Raw genomic sequence first — 21,156 nt, 5'->3', positions numbered from 1 at the left:
CTGCTGCTTAAATTATTATGAATCCCTTCTAGATACAACAGTCATTTTATTTTCTATACCTCAATTTCATCTTCTTCGTCATCATCTTCATTCAGTTCGAATAATAACCAATTATCCTCTTCAAATACGTAACTGTATTTATATGATTTATCATGTGGTAACTGATGAAAATTTATAAATCTTCTCGCATTAGTATATAACCGTCTATCAAATTTAAAAGTCTTAATCTTTTTAAGAACTACGATGTCAGGATCTGCAACTCCAATTAGTTTTCTTTCTTTATCATACGCTAAGTATAGAGTCTTCGACTCTTTTGTGAAATTTAATTCATCGCGTGTCCCAGCACTCAGACGAACACGGAATTGTTTATCTATTTTAATAAACATAGCCTCATTAGAAAAAGGAACTAATGGCATTTCTATTATACCCCCTTATAAAATAACCCTTTCAATGCGCTACTTCAGTGAAGCCTAATTCCATCTTTAAGTGTTACTGTGATAACATCACCATTAATCGAATGTACTGTATCATTTGAAAATGGTAACCAACTCTTTATTTCTTCGAAAAGTCCATCTGTTACATCGACATTTACATCACCTGCATATTTTACAGGTTGATGCCATCTTGTTCCTCTTTCAATTACAAGGGTTTGCCGTTTCCCAGTCCATACATGCTCAACCCATTCAAGTATAGATTTAGCATCCTTGCTTAGATCTGCCCACAACATGAGGATTCCTCCTTCAATATAATTCTTTCATCAACTTATAGTAAGCTACCATCGTTAAGAAGAACACGCTTACCTTCATCGGTCAATTTTAGTGCACCATGTAGATAATTTTTGTAATGATACTTTTCTATAAGTTTATGCTTTATTAATGCTTCAACTGTTCTAGAATTGTATGCATCCATAGGATGATTCTTTTCATAGTCTTGGTAAGGCTTGCTTAATTGAAGTAAAAGTAAATGTTGGCTACTAGACAACTTCATATGATCTCACCCCTTAAAACATCCTTTTCAATAGCCTTGCTATTTCTTTCTGGTGTAAGTTTTCCAATAAAGTTTTCGATACAACTGAGCAGGAGAAAGCCATTTTGAATCAATCCCCTCTCGTTTCATCCAATTGCCATTTTGAGAAATTAAAATGACCACATTAGATTCTTCTGCCAACCTTAAAATAGCTTCCCTAGATGCACCCATGCAAATCATAACTCCTTTCAACCACCATCAGTTTTCGTTGGACTAGGGAGAAACAACTTCTTCGTGTTTTTCAAGCAGATTTACAAGCTTGCTTATACGTTCTCCACTTGAATATGAAACTATAACTTTTCTGCCAGCAGCTATGTAAATCTCTTGATTTTCTCTTTCATATTCCACCCAATAAAGTGTTCGAGGTTTTTAAACGTATCATCATTACATTCAATTATCAAACCACCCCAATCATCAACTTTATAGTTAAATCCACCAGAGTAGTAATTGTATTTCTCCTTGAGCATCGTTTTTTGAGCTGAATTAATTGTCTTTTTCCCCGAATATAATTCCTCGAATATCTACAAGATTTTTCATTAAAATGCCTCCTCATATTAGTGCTTACACTAAAACTATTTCAGCAGCAGAATACACATCTTCAAACTTACTTCTCATATTTACTGAGTACTTCTCTTTTATGTCCTCAATAGCATTGTTAATTGTCATAACTCGCCTACCATCTTCAGGCAGATTCCCTACAGGAACTCTTGCATCAACTGAAATCACTTCTTCATCAAGTTTAAATACAACTTTCATCTATACCGCGCTCCTTATAGGGTTGATGAAATCCAGTTTTCATCTACACTTCAGTTTTAAACTCAATTACCTTTGCTGAGTTTTCTACGATTTCAGATTCATCAAATTGAACAATGTCATGTTTCGCGTATTGTTTAATCCCTTTACTCACATTAATAATTTGCCCATAAAAATGTGTACCATCAAAGTACTCGATATTTACCTTAAGTCCGCTTGATAAGAATACTTGTTTATCAAGCCAGTGCTTACGCTTTACATCTGTCAATTCTTTTAGTGCGGTCAATCGATGCCATCCAATATCATATTTATTAATCATTTATATTTCTCCTCTCTTGTCTGTATAAAATGCCGTTTTTATTGCCACCTTACTTAGCTCATTCTTTTCAAAATCTCTTCACGTATTGCATGGATAGCAGCAAGAGAGTCTTCTGTATATTTCCCTGACATAGAAGCTTGTAAGTTTAACTTAAGAAAAGTCTTAAGAAGTTCCTCGTTGTTCATTTGAAGGTATTTTAACATTTCAGATCTGCCCCTTTAATTTATTATTTTCAGTAATGAAATACTTGTTTCATTGCTAAGTAATTCGATATCCATTCTCATCAAGTTTCACACCCATTTTTCGATATACATCTAAATTTCTTGGTATTGTGAATTGATCTCTATCGAATATTGGAGTGATATTGGGATTACTATCCAATGCGATTGATCCACCAGTTACATGAAAAACTTCTCCATCCCAATCAACAATAAAACCCCAATGTCTATAATAATTTGATTCTCTGTCTGATATACTTACCAACTTACCAATCAATTTCTCTGGTTGTTGTTTCATTTTTCCGTCTCTCCTTTCACAGCAATGGAACATGAAAGACTGGTTTTATTGTTCCTGATTCTTGAATTCATTCAAGGCCTTAAATAAATCGGAACTAACATCATTCTTTCTGAATTCAGCGTCGATAATGAACGAAAAGTCACTAAATTGTTTCCACTTTTCATCAGGCAAATCCTTGAAGAATACACCCTCATGTTTAAATTCATTAAAATAATAAGCATGGAGCGTCTTTAACCTTTTTGCCCCGTCCACTAGCCGATTATTAACGATTCGCATTCTCAAAAACTCATCATCAGTTTTATTCGAAAAAATGTCTTCGATCATCGGTGGCTCTATGTTTACTTTAGATTGTACTTTTTCAATTTCATCGACAAGTGCTATCAAATTTGTCCCGATAATATCTTTAATAGCTAAATTTATTTCCATTCTCCAATCGCCCTCCATCAGTGGTTTTCCAAATACCTTATTCATACCGCTCTCAGTAACTACCCATTGTTTCCCGAATTTTCGAATCGTACCTTTTGGGAAGTCATCAATCTTCTGTCTTAATCGTGAATCGTTTAATCCCCATCTCTTAGCTGCTTCAGATGCCGACATGATTTGAGGATTGTCTAAGTTGATGTCGTTCATCATGTATCACTAGCCTTTCTCTTTGCTTTTCATATTCCCATTATAATCCTAACGATATCGTTAGTCAAGCGCTGATTAGAATAAAATATAATAATTACTGTTAATATTCCGCAAAATGTAATATCTCTTTAAATACCCATTTAGAAGCCCTACAAAGCCATTTAAGACGTTGTAGGGCTTCTATTTAAAGATTCATTGTCACTTGGCCTTCTTGTTCCTCAGCTTCATTGATAATGAACTTATCAGCAACAGACTCAATAAGCAGATCTACACGTTTCTTCACTTTGTCAGGCTTACTTGTTCCACCGATCTTTGTATTTTTGTAATCACCGTTTGGCCTTACAACAATAAATCCAGTACGACCAGCGAACACTTTCGCATCAACTTTATTCACTCGTGCGACATTGGCTGCTCCTACAAGTGCCACGCAATCATTCTTCTTCAGGATTTTCTTTTTATCCTTTTCAGTGTACTCCTTAAATCCTTCTTGCATATAATCTATGGTCTCGTTCAAATTTATTTTCAATTCTTCTGATACACCGTTAATACGATATTTGAGTGCTAAATCTATTAAATCTGAACCACCCATCTTGCCATATTCCTTTTGAAGTATTGCAAGCATCTGTAGCACAATCTCAACGTCCAAGAACTTATCTCGACCATTTGCAGTTACGATATCGAAGAAGGGCTTAGAAGTAATTGTCCCAATCCACTTCAATATTTCTTCCCMCAGAATACTTCTTATTAATTCAATTTTCGTCAAAGGAGTACCGCTATTCAACTTCCTGAAAAATTTATCTCGCTGTGCTGCTGACAATTTTTCAAATTGATATACATTGATACGTTCTTCTTCTAAAATCTCTTGGAATTCTGGCGGCAAATCCTTAAAGTACATTCCATTTACGTCAACTCCGAAAACTGGTGACAAGCCGATTAACGGATAATCGTTATTCATATATGGAATAATTGCTCCTTCGACTCTCTGTTTCCCGTCTAATACCCACGTAATATTATCATCAGATTTTACAGCATAAATCGCTGGGATTGGATATCCCAATAGTGCTGATTCAATTAATTCTGACTTTTGTATCTCAGTCCAACGAAGATTCCGTTGAATTACCATTGAAAAATTAAGCGATTGTGGGTTGCGACCAAGTTGTTTAAAACTTCTAGGGTTTGCAGTTGCTTTTACAATGCGTTCAGCATCGATTCTTTCTTGCAATGTTTGATATTCACTCATCATTAACACGCTCCCATATAAAGTTTATTCGACAGTTCAATTTAGTTTCCTTTTCGTTCATTGAGCAATTCCATTGCTAACTCGAATGAAATCCAGTTCCCATTTCTTGTTTTTATGAACACCTTTCCATTCATGAATTTGGCTCGCATATAAACACCTTCCATCGATTCTATTTTTTATGTTTTATGTATTTGATGTTGAAACAATTATTTCATTACCACTTAAAATTGAAACTGTGAACGAAATTTCCTTCATGATCAAATGAGAAACCGAATTTATTAAATACTATTCTCTTCCCTTCATTATCACTTTTGATTGTGAATTCTTCTTTACCTTCGAGTACCGACATTAATTTTTCAAAATCAGTCATCCTTTTCACCCCTTAAAATAGATATTTTATTTACATTTTATTCATGCTCATATAAATTCGCAAATCCATCCAGTCATAAAAAACATCATCCCGTTCTTTGTCATACTTCCTTGCTAATTCATGCAATTCATCCTCATACACATAATTAACTGTTTGTTTCTCTCTTTCGTTTAATTCCATTAAATCCTTCTTATAATCGTCCATTTTCTCATTTCCTCCCTTTGAGATGGTCATTTAATTGGATTGCTCAGGCCGCAAGATTCTTTCCTTACGACCCGAACACATTACTTCTCTTCTGCATTTCTAAATGTTGAAGTTATTAGTTCGGCATGTTCGAAAGCTAAATCTTCACTCATGTTCATTTGTGAAACAAGTTCATTTTTCACTTTATTAAACAACTTATCGTAATTCAACTTTCCTTTATCAACGTTGCTTTGATTAACCATTCAACATCGCTCCGTTTCATCAACTATTTGATAATTTAACTTTATCACCGACCAATATAAAAGTCAATACTTTTTTATATTTTATTTATGATACTACATTGCCGTTAAAATCTTAGATTTATTGGATATGACAGAGGAGCATTAAGCCCCTCCTGATACCTTTTGATTGCCCCATGAAGATGTAACTAATTTAACTGAGCCGTTTTCATCATATTCTTTCGTTATGATCGAATTGAAGATATCCAGACTAATACCGAATTCATCAAATATGTCTGCATCCTCTTTATACTCACATTGTTTAACGAATTCATTAATCCTCTGTTTAGCCATCAACAAAGCTAAAATGTTCTGTTCTAATGTATTTAGATATGTTACAAAGTGGATCGTAGTTTTATTTTCGCTGTTTAAGCGCGTAAAACGACCGATGTACTGCATCATATTGGCGATATTGTATTGAAGTCCTTCGCAAATTACAACGTCACAGGATGGAATATTGACGCTCTCAGAAAGGCTTTGCTGAGTTGAGACCAAAATTCCGTTCTTAGTCGCCTCAAATTCTTCTATGATGCGTTCGCGTTTCTTAAAAGGAATATCTCCTAAGATCAAAAATACTTTTCGTTCAGGAAATTGTTTTCTTATTTTAATGTAATAATAATTCGCTGCTTCTATAAAAGTTGCACCTATCGCTATTTTATCATTATCCGATTTCTCTACTATATTAGCGATATGATTAAACTTGTTGGGTTCACTGTAACCTTTGTATTCCTTTAGCTTATGTGGGATCGATACACATTTCTGCATTAGTTGGATTTGTTGGATAATGCGCAACATTGCATCTTTTCTATAATTGCCAGTAGATCCGAAATACGTTCTAACCATCGAATGAAAATCTTCCATTATTAATTTATAAACATCAGATTCGTTGCTGCTCTGAGCTATTCTAAGAGTCTTAAACTCGACCATATCCTTGCTCAATACTTCAAACATACTTCGTACAATTATTGTCTTCTCAATGAGCCTTATAAGCTTAGATGCGTGTAAAATATCTTGGCTGGCCTTTTCCACGCCAAATACAGTTGCTTTCTTAGGAGAAAAACAAGAAGAAAACAAACTCTGCTTATATGCTGCAAAAGGTTTCATGTAATGTTTGTTATGCTCTTGCTTCCATTCACCAGTTTTCTTATCCTCTTTAAGAATTGTCTCACATTCACATAGTAAGTTCACGCTGCTGCCATACAGAATCATAAATTGCGAATACAATTCATTTGCATTATTCTTTGTAGGTGTTCCAGACGCTAATAATTTATATGGTACTTTCTGAAATACGCTTGTAACCGCTTTAGTCGTCTGTGTCGTAGGATATATACAACGGTGACTCTCATCGATTATTAAAGCAATTTTCCTTCCTTGTTGCCTGATATATTTTTTTATATGCTTTTGGTATTTCACCAGCATATTAAAAGACAGTATGACAATATCATCTACCTTAATCTTCGAAATATCGCTTAAACACTCAATCTTTATATACGGTATACCGTAAGAATCTAAACGATCTGTCCATGTCATCTTAATTGCAATGCTAGACGATACAATAAAGGTATTCCTAATGCTTTTGTGTTGTTGCATAAACCTAGCCCATGTTATCCCTGCTTCAGTCTTACCTAGCCCTACATTCCAAGCTAATAATGCCTTATCTTTTTGAAGTATCTTCTGTAAATCCTCTTTCTGAAATCCCTTTAACTTAATGACCTCATTTTTCTTGCTGTTATACAATTCAAATCCATCGAGCCATCGGGTTATATAATCATTTTGTTCCATTTCTTTAAATGGCTTAGATTGTAACTGAAATGAGTTATTCTTGCTGTTATATAGCCCTTTATATGACAAATCTTCAAATGGATATTCGCTCTTCATTACCATATCTGAAAATGGCATCTCTTTAACGCCTGTATATTTGGACAAATGTATTTTATTCTTTTGGGAATAGCCCTTAAGTTTCAAACCATGATTGGAATATACTAACCGAATTTCATCACGTTCAACTACGTTCTGACTGTTAAKAACACGTTTCAAAAAGGTCAATACTTTAGGCTTTGTTATACGAACCTTTTCCCATTCCTCATACTTCATTCCTTCAGGTTGCTTCTGATAATGAAATTTATTGATATACTCTAAGCACTTAGCGTATGACTTATTGATTTTTGGATTTCGCTTAATATCAAAAAGTAGTTTTTTAACCTTGCCTTGGAATTCTGTATCATCGCTGTTATCATGTAAATTCTCAAAAAACAATTTACCTTTAAGTTTATTCTTTTGTTCAATCACTGGTTGAATATATGTATTATAAATTTCATCGCTGTTCGCCTGCGTGAGTTCTGTTATAGTGGAAATTTCATGGCGATATTCAGAGGCTGTTGTTATATTTTCACTACGCTTTTGAAAAAACATGATTTTAGTTCGGAAATTTTCAACGCCGACATTCTCAAAACAATTTGAAGGCAATTCAACTTGATATATGAAGTTAAACATGGAGTTAATTTCTTTAATCATTCCACCATTTGAAAATCMATCAGCTAGGAATGAACAAGGAACGATAAGAGCCATTATTCCAGCAGGTTTCAGAACTTCATGAGTCTTAATGCAGTAGTATAACTGACTCAAGTAATCATCTTTTCCAATACGCCATGTTATATTGTAGGGTGGATTCCCTAAGATGAGATCAAAACGAACATCTGAATACCAGTTCCTAATATCATCGGCTGTTATAGTAACATCAGGATATAGAAACCTTGCAACCTTAACAGACTTCATATCTAATTCATTGCCGTACACATTTGAATGATTAGGAAGCCAATTAAAAAACGAACCATGCCCACATGTTAAGTCTGCAATTAAATCATGCTGAGAAGGCTTCAGACAGTCTACAATGAATTTAGATACATTAGAAGGCGTATAGAATTGACCGTTTTCTATTTGCTGCTTAGCTTTCGTGTAGGCATGGAATGAATCAAAGTCATCATATGAAAGACCGTGAAGCCCTCCGTCGCCTGTATAGCTGTTATATACGTCATTGGCTGTTATACCATAATTGATGCATTGGTTCGTTTCGATGAGGTGCAGGATCTTCTTGTTAATGTCTTCACGTTTATTCTGTGGTACTGTTATATTGTTAATTTGATATGTCACATTGTCACCTAGTTTCTGGGAGCTGGAATTTTGCCAGCTCCATTTTTATGCTGCTTATGCGCTAACTTTCTTAAAGCCTAGATATTCTTTTGCAAAAATTGTTGCTTGGTAATTAGATTTAAATTCAATTTCTAATTTTCCATTTTTGAAAAACTTTATTGATACAACTTTAGAAAGTGTAATAGGTTCGAATCTATCATAGTTATTAACATTTCTTTCATTCTGATAACCACAATATCTATTGTGTAGCTCAGTTTTTTCCTTCGGAATAGAACCAGTATCGAACAAGTATAAGGCCGAGAAAAGATCGTCAAAGCCTCCTCTTAATCTGTACTCATTCCAAATTGTATCTCTATAGGCAAATGATCCGTCAATAACAACTTTACTATTTTTAATGTCCATGTTAGAGTGTTTTCGATATTMGTTATAGTGATATGTATTTTTAGTTTTATTTAATAGTTCGCTAACCGCTTTTTCGGTAAAAGAAAATCCATCCAGCTGCAAGTATATATCATCAATAATATTTTCATATGTTATATTATAATCATGATTTTTGTGCATTCTTTCAGTTTTTATAGTGACATTATATTTATTCCTGAACCAATACACAATCTTATCTATAAAGCTCTCTTTCATTCCAACAGCAACTAATTTTATCTCCTTTAGCTTGTAATTATCTAGATATGGATTTGATGATTTTTCTCTGTGCCATTCTTTATTTAGGATATCCATGCCTGAAGCGATTTTTATTTCATTTGCAAGTTTGATTATTAATTCAATTGCTGCGTCATATTGTTCCTGTTCTCTTTTACAGAATTCGATATCTTCAACAGGGATTTTTGATTCAGTTGTAACTTCCACGTTATCAAACTTGCTTAGAATATCATCAAAGACCGTTGTCATAGGTTCGCTTTCCTCCTGTTCTATATTTACGTTGTTGTTAATGAAGTTGTGATAAATTACATTGTCTTGCGTTTCTGTTGGTTCGCTCATGCTGTCACTGCTATGGTTCGTTTCTTCTGTGTCTGTTATAGACTCTTGCATCATTTCCACTTCAGCTTTTTCTTGTGCTGGTGCTGGCTCTTCTGTTTTGATGCTGTTATATGCATCAACGAACATTTGAGCAAATTTTAGCCGATCCGCTGTCTGTTTAGTCCACCAAACTTTGGAGAATTTCGACCAGCGAAAACCGTTTTCTTTCAAAGCTTCAATAACATTTGTAGAAGGTTTAGAAGTGAATGCAATCTCAATTCCATTTTTATCATTGTTGATTGTCAATGTTGCCGTTCCTTCTGTTGTGCTTGTTACCGCTTCAGCGTTAACTGTTTCGCTTTTTACGGCTTCCGCTGCTTCTTCCGCATGTTCTTCTACTGGATCGTTAGATTCGATTTGCACAGCATTAGAAGCCTTTTGAGTGCGCTTAGTCTTTGTGAACACTGTTTTTTCTACATATTCCTTAACCTCTTGAATAGTGTATACTTTTACCTTACCTTCTGCCATTCCTGATTGGAGTTTATCCAGATATTGATAGTATCGCTTTCCGTTTTTGGTACGTTGATACCCTCTTTTTGCGCTGCCTAATTGCTCATAAACAACAGCTATTTTTCCGCTGCGGTCATAGACGGAATTAACGATCCAGAAACCGCCTTGATATGAGAAGGAAAGAATATCGCCCTCATTAATCGTGCTTTCTTCTTTTTGTACTGGCTTGACAACCGTTTTAGCAACTTTCACAACTTCCGCTTTAAGCGCGTCCGAATCAGTCAAAATCTTTTCAATTTTTGCAATAAACTTAGCAAGTTTTTCGGCCTTTTGTTCTGCTGCTGTTTTCTCTTCGTTTTCCCAGTCGTAAGAGTTAACCGCAAATGCTCCACTTCCTTTTGCTACGATTTGACCATCTTTCTCAATATGCCAATTGTTATGTTTAGGGTTTCCATGTGCGAATGTTGGATAAAATTCTTCAACTGTGTATGTTGGTGCAATACCCTGTTTTTGTTGTTCTTTCTTGATAAGTTCAGCGCAAGAAGCTTTTTCGTTTTCTGTGCTTGCTGCATCGTTCATCATTGCTTCTAATTTAACGATGCGGTCAGAAGCTTTATAAGATGTTTTGTTATAGTTATATTTTTTTACTTCATAACCGCTTAATCTTGTATTGTTATTATCAATAACGAGTACGTAACCGTTTTTAGAAGCGATCCCCTGCCAGCTCGACGGACTGAAATAATCGGTCATACTATCGGATTCATCAGCTTTGTATCCGAAAACCTTCCAACCTTTTTCAACAAGCTCAGACATAATCATAACTAAAGCTTCACGGTTTTGGTAGTAGCTCATTATTGATTCGCTCCCTTTGCGCGTTCTGCGCTATGTATTGTTGCTTCCTTCTTATTTTCTATTTTAATGTTTTATAGGTATAAAGTCAACATATGTTTTACCTTGTTTACATATTTACTTTTATTAATTACAGGCCATTGAAACCGCTATTTCATTATCCTAAGAAGAGAGAAAATCAAATCGGCTCTGCTTATTAATTTAATATGGGGTATTCATCCAATATTCTGCTTCTTCTTCCTCGGTCATTTCTTTTTTATTGTTTTTGATTTGTTTTCTTATTTCTTTGGGTAATTTGGTTACACCTTCCATACTATTCTGTTGGTTTGTTGCCGCTACTTTCTTCACGCATTCCGATCCAAGTTCTGATATTTGATCACCGTTTCTTATTTTGAATATATGTGTAAGAGTGTGACCGCATAATTTACAGGAGTGTCCACTTTGAACCATTTCATAATCGTATAACTTCCAGCCTTTCAATTCATCCAAGCGATTGAATGTAACTAACATATATATCAACCTCCACAAAATGAAATAACCTTATCTAAGTAATATTATACAGATAAGGTCGGCAGACTTCAAGTATGTTATTCTATTTTTCATTTATATAGTTGGTTCAAATTTAACGCTCTAGGATCGTCTATAGGGCTGTTTGTGTCGCCCTCCTCTGGTTGTGTCCTGCATCGCTTATAATCGATCCTGGAGGCATTCAACACCCAATTAAAACAGTATTTTAAGGGAAGTAATAAATATTAGGCTTCCCATATAATCCAACCTATAGAATCGGCATATGATGATTTCTTTTCTTTCCATTCCCATTGGATACCATCATTTTGCTTTGCAGGTTGTTTGTCTTTTGKGGTAGCACAATAATACTTTTCACCAATAGCATAAACCGCTTTATCTGTTCGTCCGTAATGATATCTATATTCTTCTAGTTCGCTTTGATCCCATCCCAATTGTGTAGCAATAACTTGCTTTGATGTGTATCTTTTCATATGTATCAACCTCCACTTTCTAATTAATAATCGCATCTATCGCAAACATAACTATTATCATCATGAAAACCTTTTTCTAATACTTCTTTAATGATTCTATCATTAACATGGTCTGGATGCATCATATTATCAGTGCTGCCACATACGCAACATTTAATCTTAATTCCGCTAACTTCTTTTTTAACCATTTTAACCGCCTCCTATGATATGGTAATGAAAGCAACCTTTTATTTGCTGCCCTTCTTATATTTCATCACAAACTTTTTCAATAATCGATATTGTGGACAGTCAGTGTCTTGATTAGCTTCTTTATAATGAATTATGTATTCTGCTTCTATTATAGCTATTGATAATGTAACTTTTGTACCTTCTTCGTCGTATCCTTCGAGTGAGTTTTCAAGCAACCTTGATCCGCTTGCATCTTTAAACCATTTAGTTTTTGTCCAAGGATACATGTAAATCCCTCCTATTTTAAATTGAACCAGACCAACATTCCCTTTTATATTTCTTATTATAACGATTTATATATGTAAAGTCAAACTATACTTTTAATTTTTTACTTTAACTCACCGCAAAACAAAAACCGCTTATTAGGCGGTTCAAGAGTACTTAGTAATAAACCTTTCACACTTTCTTTTTAATTTCAACAACTCATCTTTGGTTAAATGTTCAAAATGTGACGGCTCTTCTTTAATCAGATCTAATTCGTGCTGCACAAGATATATTAAATCTTCGATTGTTGTATGATTGAATGGATCATAAGTTATCCCATCAGGAAGTTTTTTAATGGCCTTTTCAAACATGAAATCATCTCCCTAGAGTCATTATATATTAATCTATTTGATAAAGTCCATGACATACCGTTTCTTGCTCACACACTGGACACGAGCATTCTTTATCGTCTGCATTCTCTTCTTGTATAAAAAATAATTGCCCACATTCAACATCTATACATTGAAATCCATATAAATTGTTCATAATCATATTACTACCTCTATGCATATATTTCATTTTTAACTTCTATGTATTTAAATATATGAGCTATTACATCAATTGTCCAGCCATTACCCAGCATTGACCATCTATGTGAGTCATTCACGCTTTCTGTGTATCCTTCTGGGACAGTCTGCATACGCTCATATTCAAGCGGTGTTAGTTTTCGTACTTTTCCTGTTTCGGGTATGTATACTTTCTTTTCTTGGTATCCTCCACTTACTGCCGTAAGTGTTCCACATTTGTTGTATGGATGGTATACCCTTTTTAATAAGTCTTGTGTATTTAATTGCAGTTTTCCACAAACCTTTTTATCGAGTCCATAAAATTCAAACGGTTTATCGTAATAGTACTTTTTATTTATTTCAATTTCTGACTGCATAATGTCCTTTATAACTATTCCTTTGTCTTCTGGTTGATCAATATTAGTAATATTAGTCCAATAATATCGTTTACGATCCGCTGCCGATACCCTTGCTGAATTAATCATAATTGGTTCGACATTTAAAAATTCTGTTATTATATCTTTATCTTCATCGTTCATACTTTCAACATTCTCAAGAAGGAAATTCTTAGGACAAACTATATTTTTCACTCTTATGTATTCATAAAATAGTCGAGATTCTGCACCGTCTAACCCTTGGTTATGTTCATCATTATTGATAACAATTCGGCTTAAATTCTTGCACGGACTTCCACCAATTAGCAAATCAATTTCACCAAGTTGTAAAAGCTGCTCATCGGTTAACTTCGTAACGTCTCCAAGTTGAATTGTTTTCGGATAGTTCTTTTGAGTTATTTTTATGCTATGTTCGTTTATTTCACTTGCATAATATGTATCAACTTTTATTCCTGCTCTTTCTAAAGCAATTTGACCGCACGACATTCCATCAAACAAACTCAATACTTTAATGAATAATCATCTCCCATTTTCATTTAATTTTATGTATTAAAAGGCAATGCGCTTACGCATCGCCTTAAAATAATTTACTTTTTAACTTTTTTGTTTATTTGGTTTTCCACTTTGGAATTGAATTTCATGTCAATATCTGTATCGAATTCTACCTCAGCTTCACCAATTGCCATGTAGAAAGCATCTTTAGTAGTAACTGTATTGTAAGATTGGAAGATGATTTGCGCTGCGCGTTCGATAACTTTAGTTTCTAACATATTTATCAATTCCCTTCGGTTTGTTTTCTTACTTTCATTATATGCGAAGTATACCTTAAATACAACTACTATTTAATATTTTGTTTATTTGATTTGTCAATATGACTCAATATTATCGATGGCCTCCTGTATATCTGTTCCACATTCGAATTCTGGATAACGAAAACCTTCCCCATAGTCCCATTCATCCTGTGTAAATACAAAATGATCACCCTTTTTATCTTTAGCAATTACAAAACTATTCATATCCTTTACCTTCTTCAATGCTCGTTCCTCCAGTCAATTAATATAATGAAAGTCGCATTTCAATGGCTTAATAAATGACAAGATGCCCTATTTCTGCTGCTCCATCTGCCTCATTGTCGATCCAATAGTGAATATCCATTTGACGGCCTAGAATGCCATTATTAAGCCTTTCAAGTGATATGTCTGCATCTTTATAGTCAACAACCCAGAAGCGACCAGAATCATCCTCATCAGTGTAGATGTAGTATGTATTATCTACCTCACTGTATGAAATTTCGCTAATGATTTCAGATGTTACATAAGTTTGATTATACGCTTCTTGGGCTGAATCTGGAGCATGGTCACCGAAAGCAAAGATAAAGATAAAGAGATAAACAATCGTAGCTGCACTTTTTATAATCATTTTTTTATCCTCCTTGTAGTTGAAAGTAACATTTCAACGGCTGCTAGGCCGTAAACCGTCTTACTACTACTTCACAATTAATTGAAGATACCTTTTTGCCTTTATCATTTCTATTCCATGCATTCGCCTGTTCATAATTTTTATCAATCAACATGCTGCCAGTTATCTTAATTACTGGATCTGCAACAATAGCAAGCGATGAAGCATAACGGATAATCGCATCTTTCAAGGATTCATAACCATAATTCCAATGCTCACCTTTACACTTAAAGCACCAACCATAATCCTCCTCTTTCCAAAATTCAACTTCTCCATTTTGCCATTTATCTTTTACCTTAATAACTTCTACAATAGCATGACAGTCAATATAATTCATTTTTCATTCCTCCATATCCGATAAAATTAAAATTTGATTGGGTTATTCTAATCCCCATACATAGTAACCAAAATTATTATTTAGCTCATTAAGGCCATTCTCGGTAACATCGCAATCATAAAACGTACAATCGTTTTCATTATAAAAACCTACTTTGATTCCATGCTGCTCTAGGTACTTTTGTTCCTCGTTTGTATCAACATCACATGGTACAGAAATCCACCCTTTTAGCATAACAGACACACTCCATTTTATTATTTAGGTTATAAAATCAATCTTTCAATGGCTTTCACAAGCCCATTTTGCTCCATTTAGCTTTTAGCTGCTCATAGCCTTTATCAATCTTTTGTGCAAACTTTTCAGATTCGCTCATTTTATTAATAACAGGCCACGAGAATTTAATAGGCTGGTTTTCCTCAACCTCATCGTAATTTACTAGGATACTGTCATAACTGGTAAAGTGTAAATGTTGCTCATGTTTACACTTTGGGCATTCAAGGAAATAAGAATTGATAATATCAGAATAAGAAGTTTCCACCATTTCATTATGCTTGCAACATTCACAAGTTATAGGGATAATTCTATTCATGATGACCTCTCCATCCAAAAATATGTATTTKATTTCCTAAGAACATCTTATCATTTACACATATAAAACGCAACATCTTTTTCCATATTTGATTTATATTTAGTTGCAACGGATCAAAGCATTGCACATCATATTCACTGTCAATGATCCGTCTTTTATTTCCTCTCTAACGTCCTCTATATCGCCTCCATAAGCGTCAGCATAATCAAGGTAACAGTCAATTAAATTAACTTCTGTTGGCTCTGAACCGTATCCTGCTGCGTTTAATGCACGTTTGATTTTCGATACATCAGCCATGATTAAAACACTCCTTTAGGTATATTGGATAATTCATTCATTATTGATTCATACGTACCACTGAAGTGCATTGCATCGGCCTGTAACGTGTAGTAAGCTGCTAACCGTTTTGGATACTTGATGTATTTATCGAACACCGCTGAACCCATTTTGAAGCCTCTGGATCGTGCAAACTCCTCCAGTGTGAATATGTCGACTGCTTGATCTGCTGGGAACAATTGAGCTGGATTAGTAGGTGTGTGAGTTACAATGTCCGTGTTACCTTCTGAATCGATAATATGAAGGTTAAACCATCCTGCGAAGTCCGAACCATTCACAGATTCACAGGACACAACAGAGACGATTCTGAGAGGTTTAGACGTGCATGGACATTTGATAAATTGATAAGGTTTGAACATTTGTATAGCCAACTTTCTATAAGTTATTTTAATTTAGGATTAGAGCACCATATACCAATTTATCCTTTAGTGCCTGTTTGCTTTTCCATTGTGACTGTAGAATGACTAGTTTAGATTTTGACATTTTATAAACCTCCGTTTTGGTTATTGGATGTAAACTAAAGGTTGTTGCTGAATGGCGTTTTTAATATCGATCATATAATTTTTATCGAAAGAGCAATATTTGCCTTGAGTAACTTTCATATGCTCATTCTCTTTTAGCGTTGTTTTCGTGATGTTATCTAAATCGATAACTAACCAACCATCATAAACCAAAATTTCGGCATATGGCATGATTCGATTCGAGTATAATGATTTTTTACGTTTAGGCTTATGAACAATGTAAAGTGTATCCTTATGTTGTGCATATGGTTTAATTTCGGCTGATTCAATGACAGTGTTAATGAGGACTGGGAAACCGAACTCAGATAGCTTGATTAGCGTTACTTTTAGGCCGTTTGTGAGTTGTTCAACGGCTGGATCGAATTTACTTGCTGGAGCTGGAACGTAGTAACCGTATTGACGAAGTAAGGAAGGCAATACAGAGTCTTGGTATTGCTGTTCCGCTTGATCGACAGTTTCTTTTGTTAGAATCACATTATTTTGTTTTAACAATTCGAAGAAGTTAACTTTTACTCTTGCTTGCTCAGACTCAGTTAGTTTTTGATAAGCAACCAAGCGAACCATTTCCACAGCTGTGAAAAAGTAATCTTCTACAGTATCCAGTTGAGTTAATTCGTAGTTTACATTTGTCATTTTAAAAATCTCCTTCGCGCGCTCATGCGCTATGTATTTTGTGTCCCTTTGTTACTTCTTATTCTAATGGTTTATATGTATAAAGTCAATAATAATTTTAGTAAATTTCCATATTTACTTTTAATTAATTTTGTTGTTTAATTGCTTCATATATTCTCAGAAACTAAAAAGTTGACTACTTGAATGTCCGTATATTATTTACATATACGAACTAATCAAGTGGTCAACTTTTTAATAATTTATTCTATTAGTTGCTCTTACATCCCAAACAATATTAGGAAACTCTATATTTATTAACGTATTTATTAACTGGTTATGTATTTCGGTATATTCTACTTGTGAGCGTCTAATTATGTTCTTATTCTCTTTCGAATTTTCTAAATCAATAATAGCTTTATCATGTCTATTGCTTGTATTTCTTTGAACCCTCTTTATGATTCCACTGTTTAAACTTCTTTGTTCTGCTTCTCTTTCTTCTTGCTTAAGATAATGCAATTTTAACTGTATATGTTCAATACTTGATCTTATTTTATAACATTCAAAATAGTATAATATGTTTCGCTCATCTTTAAGAATTTCAGCAACTCTTGCTTTGAATATGTGATACTTTCCGTATTTTATAAGAAGCTGCTTATCCTTATAGCCCATTTGATTCATGACTTCTCGTTCTGTCTTTCTTATATATTCGTCTTCATCATAGGAAGCCTCAACTATATGTTGAGTTGTATGATTGTTACTGATTGGTTTCATTACTCGTTCGCCGTATTCATTAAAATCATATTGAGTATCAACTTTTATTTTACCCTGCTTGTTTGTGTTAGTTGTTGCTTCACCATAGCAAATCATTCTAACCATTTTCCATCTGATCCAAGACTGTTTGTCTAATTTCTATAATGTTGCTTCTATGTTGCTTTCAAACATTTGCATGGAACGTTCATAAAACTCCCTTAATTCATCCTCATCTATATTCAAATAAGCACTTAGTTTTAATGTTTCGTATTTGCCATATTTATAATTATCATTAACCATTTTCAATAAAGCCAGCAACAACATTTTAGGTAAACACATTTCACCATTGAATTTTTTACTTGCTAACAAATCAAATAAAAGCTTTTCAATGTTAGGCAAATACTCTACAACGTTCCTATTCCCACCATGAGCAATAGTTTTCTCTTTTGGGATATCATAAATTTCTATGATAATAAATTTGTTTCCGTTTTTGTTCCATTTAAAAAACCTTTCCCATTCTGACAATTGAGCCTTTTTAGCTGATCCTCCTTTCACTGATTCGTTCAATAATCCGCACATGGCTTTATAATTATTTACGGTTAAGCCTTCTTTAATATTTGAGACATCAACCATTCATATGTTTATCCTCTCAATTAATTTTAATTCTCCCTGTTTCAACTGGTTCAATAACTTAATCTAAATTGTTATTTGCGTTTGTTCATGATTAGTCTGCTAGTGCCAATATAAACACATGCCAAGCCTGCAACAAGTAAGCCAACTAATGTTAGGCCATCGAATAGAAAAGCTGAGACGATGCTTAGAATGCCTACTATGCAGCATATGACGTTCATAAGGATTAGTTTAGTCATGGTTAATAACTCCTCTCTAATGGGATGTAATGGATTGTTAGACGTTGCATATAGTCAATATAAGCTGTATAATAGCGGATAAAGGAAGGTTGTGAGCCTTCCCTTATCCTTAGTGCATCAGCGTTTAGGACGTTTACTTCTTGGTGGGAGTGGAACGTCCTTTTTGCTGTCTTCCCTTAATTCCCTTTCGCGTCTCCGTTCGATCTCTTGTTTGTTCATTTTGTAAGTAAGATACGCTATGTATGCTGGAATCAAGGGTAGAAAGGTGGAGATTACCTTTAGATAATCCATTCTATGTTGACCTCCTTTCTATAATTTATTTTACCATTTTATATGTATAATGACAATAGGCTTGTACTCGAATTATAAAATAAATATTGAATTTTAGTATGTTTTTTTGTTGATTGAGTGAATTAGAGTGAGGATGGTTGAACATATGTTAACTTAGAAAGAAAGATGATCGGTTAACATTTTATTGATAAGAGTGGAATAGATTAGATGATTATTATAGCGAATAGGATTGAATAGGAAGATTGATTGTTAACCTAATGATGAACGGAAAAGTTAACATATAGAGTGAATAGAAATGATGTATCTAATAGTTAATGATTAACTTTAGATTTAACATATAACTCAGCGGCGTTATGTTACAATGGCGATTTTATCATAATGACAATATCAAATTTTTTTTTACAGGTCATCGACGTATTAGGTTGTACCGTCTCAGCTCGCTCGTTAGCCCCTCCTGCCTTATGAGCAGCTTAGTCTAGTTAGGTTGTCATGAGTGATGTTGATCCGCTTAGATGGTCACATAAAGGATAGAAACCGACTAATCGTTATTAGTTGGTGACTAATAAGCCAGTAGTAGCAAGGGTTTTAGGGTATAGGGGGGATAGTTTACATCAAGTTACTTACTAAAATATAGTAATGGGCGGCGAGGTGTTCATCTCCCACACTCGTCCTAATTTTCCACTCGATACTCTATCACCCTATTCCCACCTACATACTCACCTACCCTCTCCTCTCCACTCAATTTCACTCATAATTTCCAATTTTCCACTCACCTGCTATCGTAATTGTTATCGTACACGTATCGATCTATCTTCCCCAATATCCCTTATCACATCTAACTTTTCATCCTCCATCTTCCCTAACCTCTCAACTCACTTAATCAACTATTTGCCCATAATAATTTCCAATTTCACTCCGAATTCTTCAACTCTCCTTACCCATCAATCAAATTTTCCTTATTCTATCTATGTTTTTACGATACTCTACCTCTCTTAATACAACATCATTACTCAATCTTACCCTATATAATCGATAAATCCCTTATCACATCAACGTTTTAACATTATAGCAATGCCATCAATAAGCAACTCACGATACAACTTTTTATATCGATCGATAACAATTCTTTCTCACCCTAGAGGGGGTAGTTAAACATCAAAGAGCAGCCACCAATAATTTCAGATAGCTGCTCCTCATAATATTCTCATCCTTGTTTTTGTAAATTGTAATTTTTCTCGTACTCATCAAACTTGCTATTATATTCTGGATTGTATCTAAGTTTTTCTATGACTTCTTTAGTCTTGTATACTTTTTTCATACTAATACCATAATCCTCGCAAACTCTAAATATCTCATAGTCAGAATGATCGATTTCTAACCATAATCCATTGTTCTTCTTCCCCCAGTTTGAGTTATCAAATTGTTCCTTTATTTCCCACACTTGTAGTTCACCAATTACAGTATCTAAAACAGTCCCATTAGGATATTTTTTATCCTTCAGATTTGATTGAGGATTATCAAATGGAATCGTCCTATATGTATTTTTATCTTGATGCTGCGGATAAGCATATTCACCTGATTGTTTGTATAACATACCCTGATCAATCATCTCATTTGCATATTTCCTGAAAGTCGTCTTTGATACGCCTAGTAAATCAGCAAACTCTTTCTCGCTTATCCATCTTCCTTTACCTTTCCCTAACGTATCAACATTATTGTATCTCTCTACAGCTAATCTAATATATAGCTTATGTATATCGAGACTATTATCAAAATCATCATATGATAATTGAGTATATCCACTATTCTCAATAAACCTAACAAACTCAATTCTAAATGGAGTATTATTACCTTTCCTGCTCATCAGTTTATCCTCTAATAGCTCAAACGAAATAATCCCTCTATTCCTCAACTCAATTAAATATAATTTGATTACTTTCCTATTCTTACTCACCAACGAAGGATAATATTTTATCCTAGATTGGTAATGGATCATATCAACCGTAATCTCAGTTGTAAGATCAAACTTTCTACTCCTATATAGCAAACAATACATATACATCAATTCAGGAGTAAGTCGTAACTTATCATCACCATACAAGTCAGTAAATACATCATATACATAAATCATACTCTCACTATTTCTATTATCACTCAAATATTTCTCACCTCCCAATATCGACCC

Annotated in this window: 30 protein-coding genes; all 30 read right to left on the bottom strand. The window is 34.1% G+C overall.

Going from position 1 to position 21,156, the window contains the following annotated elements:
- Positions 1-53 precede the first annotated feature (53 nt).
- The gene (locus tag AC1DF0_RS11985) at positions 54-416 is read right to left on the bottom strand and encodes a hypothetical protein (protein WP_477574095.1); all 363 of its coding nucleotides are present in this window, start codon (positions 414-416) and stop codon (positions 54-56) included.
- A gap of 44 nt (positions 417-460) precedes the next feature.
- Entirely contained in the window at positions 461-727 is a 267-nt protein-coding gene (locus AC1DF0_RS11980) for a hypothetical protein (RefSeq protein ID WP_477574094.1), read from the bottom strand.
- 35 nt (positions 728-762) lie between these two features.
- Positions 763-987, bottom strand: coding sequence for a hypothetical protein (locus tag AC1DF0_RS11975; protein WP_477574093.1), 225 nt, complete (start codon positions 985-987; stop codon positions 763-765).
- Between the two features lie 39 nt (positions 988-1,026).
- Positions 1,027-1,197 (bottom strand): hypothetical protein, encoded by a 171-nt coding sequence (locus AC1DF0_RS11970; protein ID WP_477574092.1) that lies wholly within the window; start codon positions 1,195-1,197, stop codon positions 1,027-1,029.
- Between the two features lie 390 nt (positions 1,198-1,587).
- The gene (locus AC1DF0_RS11965; protein WP_477574091.1) at positions 1,588-1,782 is read right to left on the bottom strand and encodes a hypothetical protein; all 195 of its coding nucleotides are present in this window, start codon (positions 1,780-1,782) and stop codon (positions 1,588-1,590) included.
- A gap of 43 nt (positions 1,783-1,825) precedes the next feature.
- Positions 1,826-2,098 carry a hypothetical protein gene (locus AC1DF0_RS11960; RefSeq protein WP_477574090.1) on the bottom strand — a complete coding sequence of 91 codons (273 nt, stop codon included), beginning with the start codon at positions 2,096-2,098 and terminating at the stop codon, positions 1,826-1,828.
- A gap of 258 nt (positions 2,099-2,356) precedes the next feature.
- On the bottom strand, positions 2,357-2,614 hold the full coding sequence (locus AC1DF0_RS11955) for a hypothetical protein (RefSeq protein WP_477574089.1): 258 nt from the start codon (positions 2,612-2,614) through the stop codon (positions 2,357-2,359).
- 45 nt (positions 2,615-2,659) lie between these two features.
- Positions 2,660-3,247 carry a helix-turn-helix domain-containing protein gene (locus AC1DF0_RS11950; protein WP_477574088.1) on the bottom strand — a complete coding sequence of 196 codons (588 nt, stop codon included), beginning with the start codon at positions 3,245-3,247 and terminating at the stop codon, positions 2,660-2,662.
- A gap of 181 nt (positions 3,248-3,428) precedes the next feature.
- Positions 3,429-4,487: a DUF262 domain-containing protein gene (locus AC1DF0_RS11945; protein ID WP_477574087.1), complete on the bottom strand. Its 1,059-nt coding sequence runs from the start codon at positions 4,485-4,487 to the stop codon at positions 3,429-3,431.
- 397 nt (positions 4,488-4,884) lie between these two features.
- A complete protein-coding gene (locus tag AC1DF0_RS11940; protein WP_477574086.1) occupies positions 4,885-5,058 on the bottom strand; it encodes a hypothetical protein in 174 nt (57 codons plus the stop codon).
- Between the two features lie 80 nt (positions 5,059-5,138).
- Complete coding sequence (locus AC1DF0_RS11935; protein WP_477574085.1) at positions 5,139-5,300, bottom strand: hypothetical protein; 162 nt, start codon at positions 5,298-5,300, stop codon at positions 5,139-5,141.
- Positions 5,301-5,441: 141 nt separating this feature from the next.
- Complete coding sequence (locus AC1DF0_RS11930) at positions 5,442-8,486, bottom strand: N-6 DNA methylase (RefSeq protein ID WP_477574084.1); 3,045 nt, start codon at positions 8,484-8,486, stop codon at positions 5,442-5,444.
- A 54-nt stretch (positions 8,487-8,540) separates the two neighbouring features.
- Positions 8,541-10,820, bottom strand: coding sequence for a hypothetical protein (locus AC1DF0_RS11925; protein WP_477574083.1), 2,280 nt, complete (start codon positions 10,818-10,820; stop codon positions 8,541-8,543).
- Between the two features lie 198 nt (positions 10,821-11,018).
- A complete protein-coding gene (locus AC1DF0_RS11920; RefSeq protein WP_477574082.1) occupies positions 11,019-11,327 on the bottom strand; it encodes a hypothetical protein in 309 nt (102 codons plus the stop codon).
- 242 nt (positions 11,328-11,569) lie between these two features.
- Entirely contained in the window at positions 11,570-11,815 is a 246-nt protein-coding gene (locus tag AC1DF0_RS11915) for a hypothetical protein (protein ID WP_477574081.1), read from the bottom strand.
- Positions 11,816-11,838: 23 nt separating this feature from the next.
- Positions 11,839-12,003, bottom strand: a complete 165-nt coding sequence (locus AC1DF0_RS11910; RefSeq protein ID WP_477574080.1) for a hypothetical protein — start codon at positions 12,001-12,003, stop codon at positions 11,839-11,841.
- 39 nt (positions 12,004-12,042) lie between these two features.
- Positions 12,043-12,270: a hypothetical protein gene (locus AC1DF0_RS11905; protein ID WP_477574079.1), complete on the bottom strand. Its 228-nt coding sequence runs from the start codon at positions 12,268-12,270 to the stop codon at positions 12,043-12,045.
- A 144-nt stretch (positions 12,271-12,414) separates the two neighbouring features.
- Positions 12,415-12,618 carry a hypothetical protein gene (locus AC1DF0_RS11900; RefSeq protein ID WP_477574078.1) on the bottom strand — a complete coding sequence of 68 codons (204 nt, stop codon included), beginning with the start codon at positions 12,616-12,618 and terminating at the stop codon, positions 12,415-12,417.
- A gap of 191 nt (positions 12,619-12,809) precedes the next feature.
- Positions 12,810-13,712 carry a DNA cytosine methyltransferase gene (locus tag AC1DF0_RS11895; RefSeq protein WP_477574077.1) on the bottom strand — a complete coding sequence of 301 codons (903 nt, stop codon included), beginning with the start codon at positions 13,710-13,712 and terminating at the stop codon, positions 12,810-12,812.
- A gap of 83 nt (positions 13,713-13,795) precedes the next feature.
- Positions 13,796-13,978, bottom strand: a complete 183-nt coding sequence (locus AC1DF0_RS11890) for a hypothetical protein (RefSeq protein ID WP_477574076.1) — start codon at positions 13,976-13,978, stop codon at positions 13,796-13,798.
- Between the two features lie 96 nt (positions 13,979-14,074).
- Positions 14,075-14,242, bottom strand: coding sequence for a hypothetical protein (locus tag AC1DF0_RS11885; protein ID WP_477574075.1), 168 nt, complete (start codon positions 14,240-14,242; stop codon positions 14,075-14,077).
- Between the two features lie 49 nt (positions 14,243-14,291).
- Positions 14,292-14,627: a hypothetical protein gene (locus AC1DF0_RS11880; protein ID WP_477574074.1), complete on the bottom strand. Its 336-nt coding sequence runs from the start codon at positions 14,625-14,627 to the stop codon at positions 14,292-14,294.
- Between the two features lie 43 nt (positions 14,628-14,670).
- Positions 14,671-15,003 (bottom strand): hypothetical protein, encoded by a 333-nt coding sequence (locus AC1DF0_RS11875; protein WP_477574073.1) that lies wholly within the window; start codon positions 15,001-15,003, stop codon positions 14,671-14,673.
- Between the two features lie 42 nt (positions 15,004-15,045).
- Complete coding sequence (locus AC1DF0_RS11870) at positions 15,046-15,237, bottom strand: hypothetical protein (RefSeq protein ID WP_477574072.1); 192 nt, start codon at positions 15,235-15,237, stop codon at positions 15,046-15,048.
- A gap of 55 nt (positions 15,238-15,292) precedes the next feature.
- Complete coding sequence (locus tag AC1DF0_RS11865) at positions 15,293-15,592, bottom strand: hypothetical protein (protein ID WP_477574071.1); 300 nt, start codon at positions 15,590-15,592, stop codon at positions 15,293-15,295.
- A 99-nt stretch (positions 15,593-15,691) separates the two neighbouring features.
- Complete coding sequence (locus AC1DF0_RS11860; protein WP_477574070.1) at positions 15,692-15,889, bottom strand: hypothetical protein; 198 nt, start codon at positions 15,887-15,889, stop codon at positions 15,692-15,694.
- A 542-nt stretch (positions 15,890-16,431) separates the two neighbouring features.
- Positions 16,432-17,082, bottom strand: a complete 651-nt coding sequence (locus AC1DF0_RS11855) for a hypothetical protein (protein WP_477574069.1) — start codon at positions 17,080-17,082, stop codon at positions 16,432-16,434.
- 231 nt (positions 17,083-17,313) lie between these two features.
- Positions 17,314-17,937 carry a hypothetical protein gene (locus tag AC1DF0_RS11850; RefSeq protein WP_477574068.1) on the bottom strand — a complete coding sequence of 208 codons (624 nt, stop codon included), beginning with the start codon at positions 17,935-17,937 and terminating at the stop codon, positions 17,314-17,316.
- A gap of 33 nt (positions 17,938-17,970) precedes the next feature.
- Positions 17,971-18,444 carry a hypothetical protein gene (locus AC1DF0_RS11845; protein ID WP_477574067.1) on the bottom strand — a complete coding sequence of 158 codons (474 nt, stop codon included), beginning with the start codon at positions 18,442-18,444 and terminating at the stop codon, positions 17,971-17,973.
- A gap of 1,731 nt (positions 18,445-20,175) precedes the next feature.
- Positions 20,176-21,147, bottom strand: a complete 972-nt coding sequence (locus AC1DF0_RS11840) for a hypothetical protein (protein WP_477574066.1) — start codon at positions 21,145-21,147, stop codon at positions 20,176-20,178.
- Positions 21,148-21,156: the final 9 nt, after the last annotated feature.

This window comes from Paenibacillus sp. 05T425 (assembly GCF_056396205.1).
The sequence above is the reverse complement of the archived record's forward strand: the minus strand, read 5'-3'. Positions and strand labels throughout refer to the sequence as shown.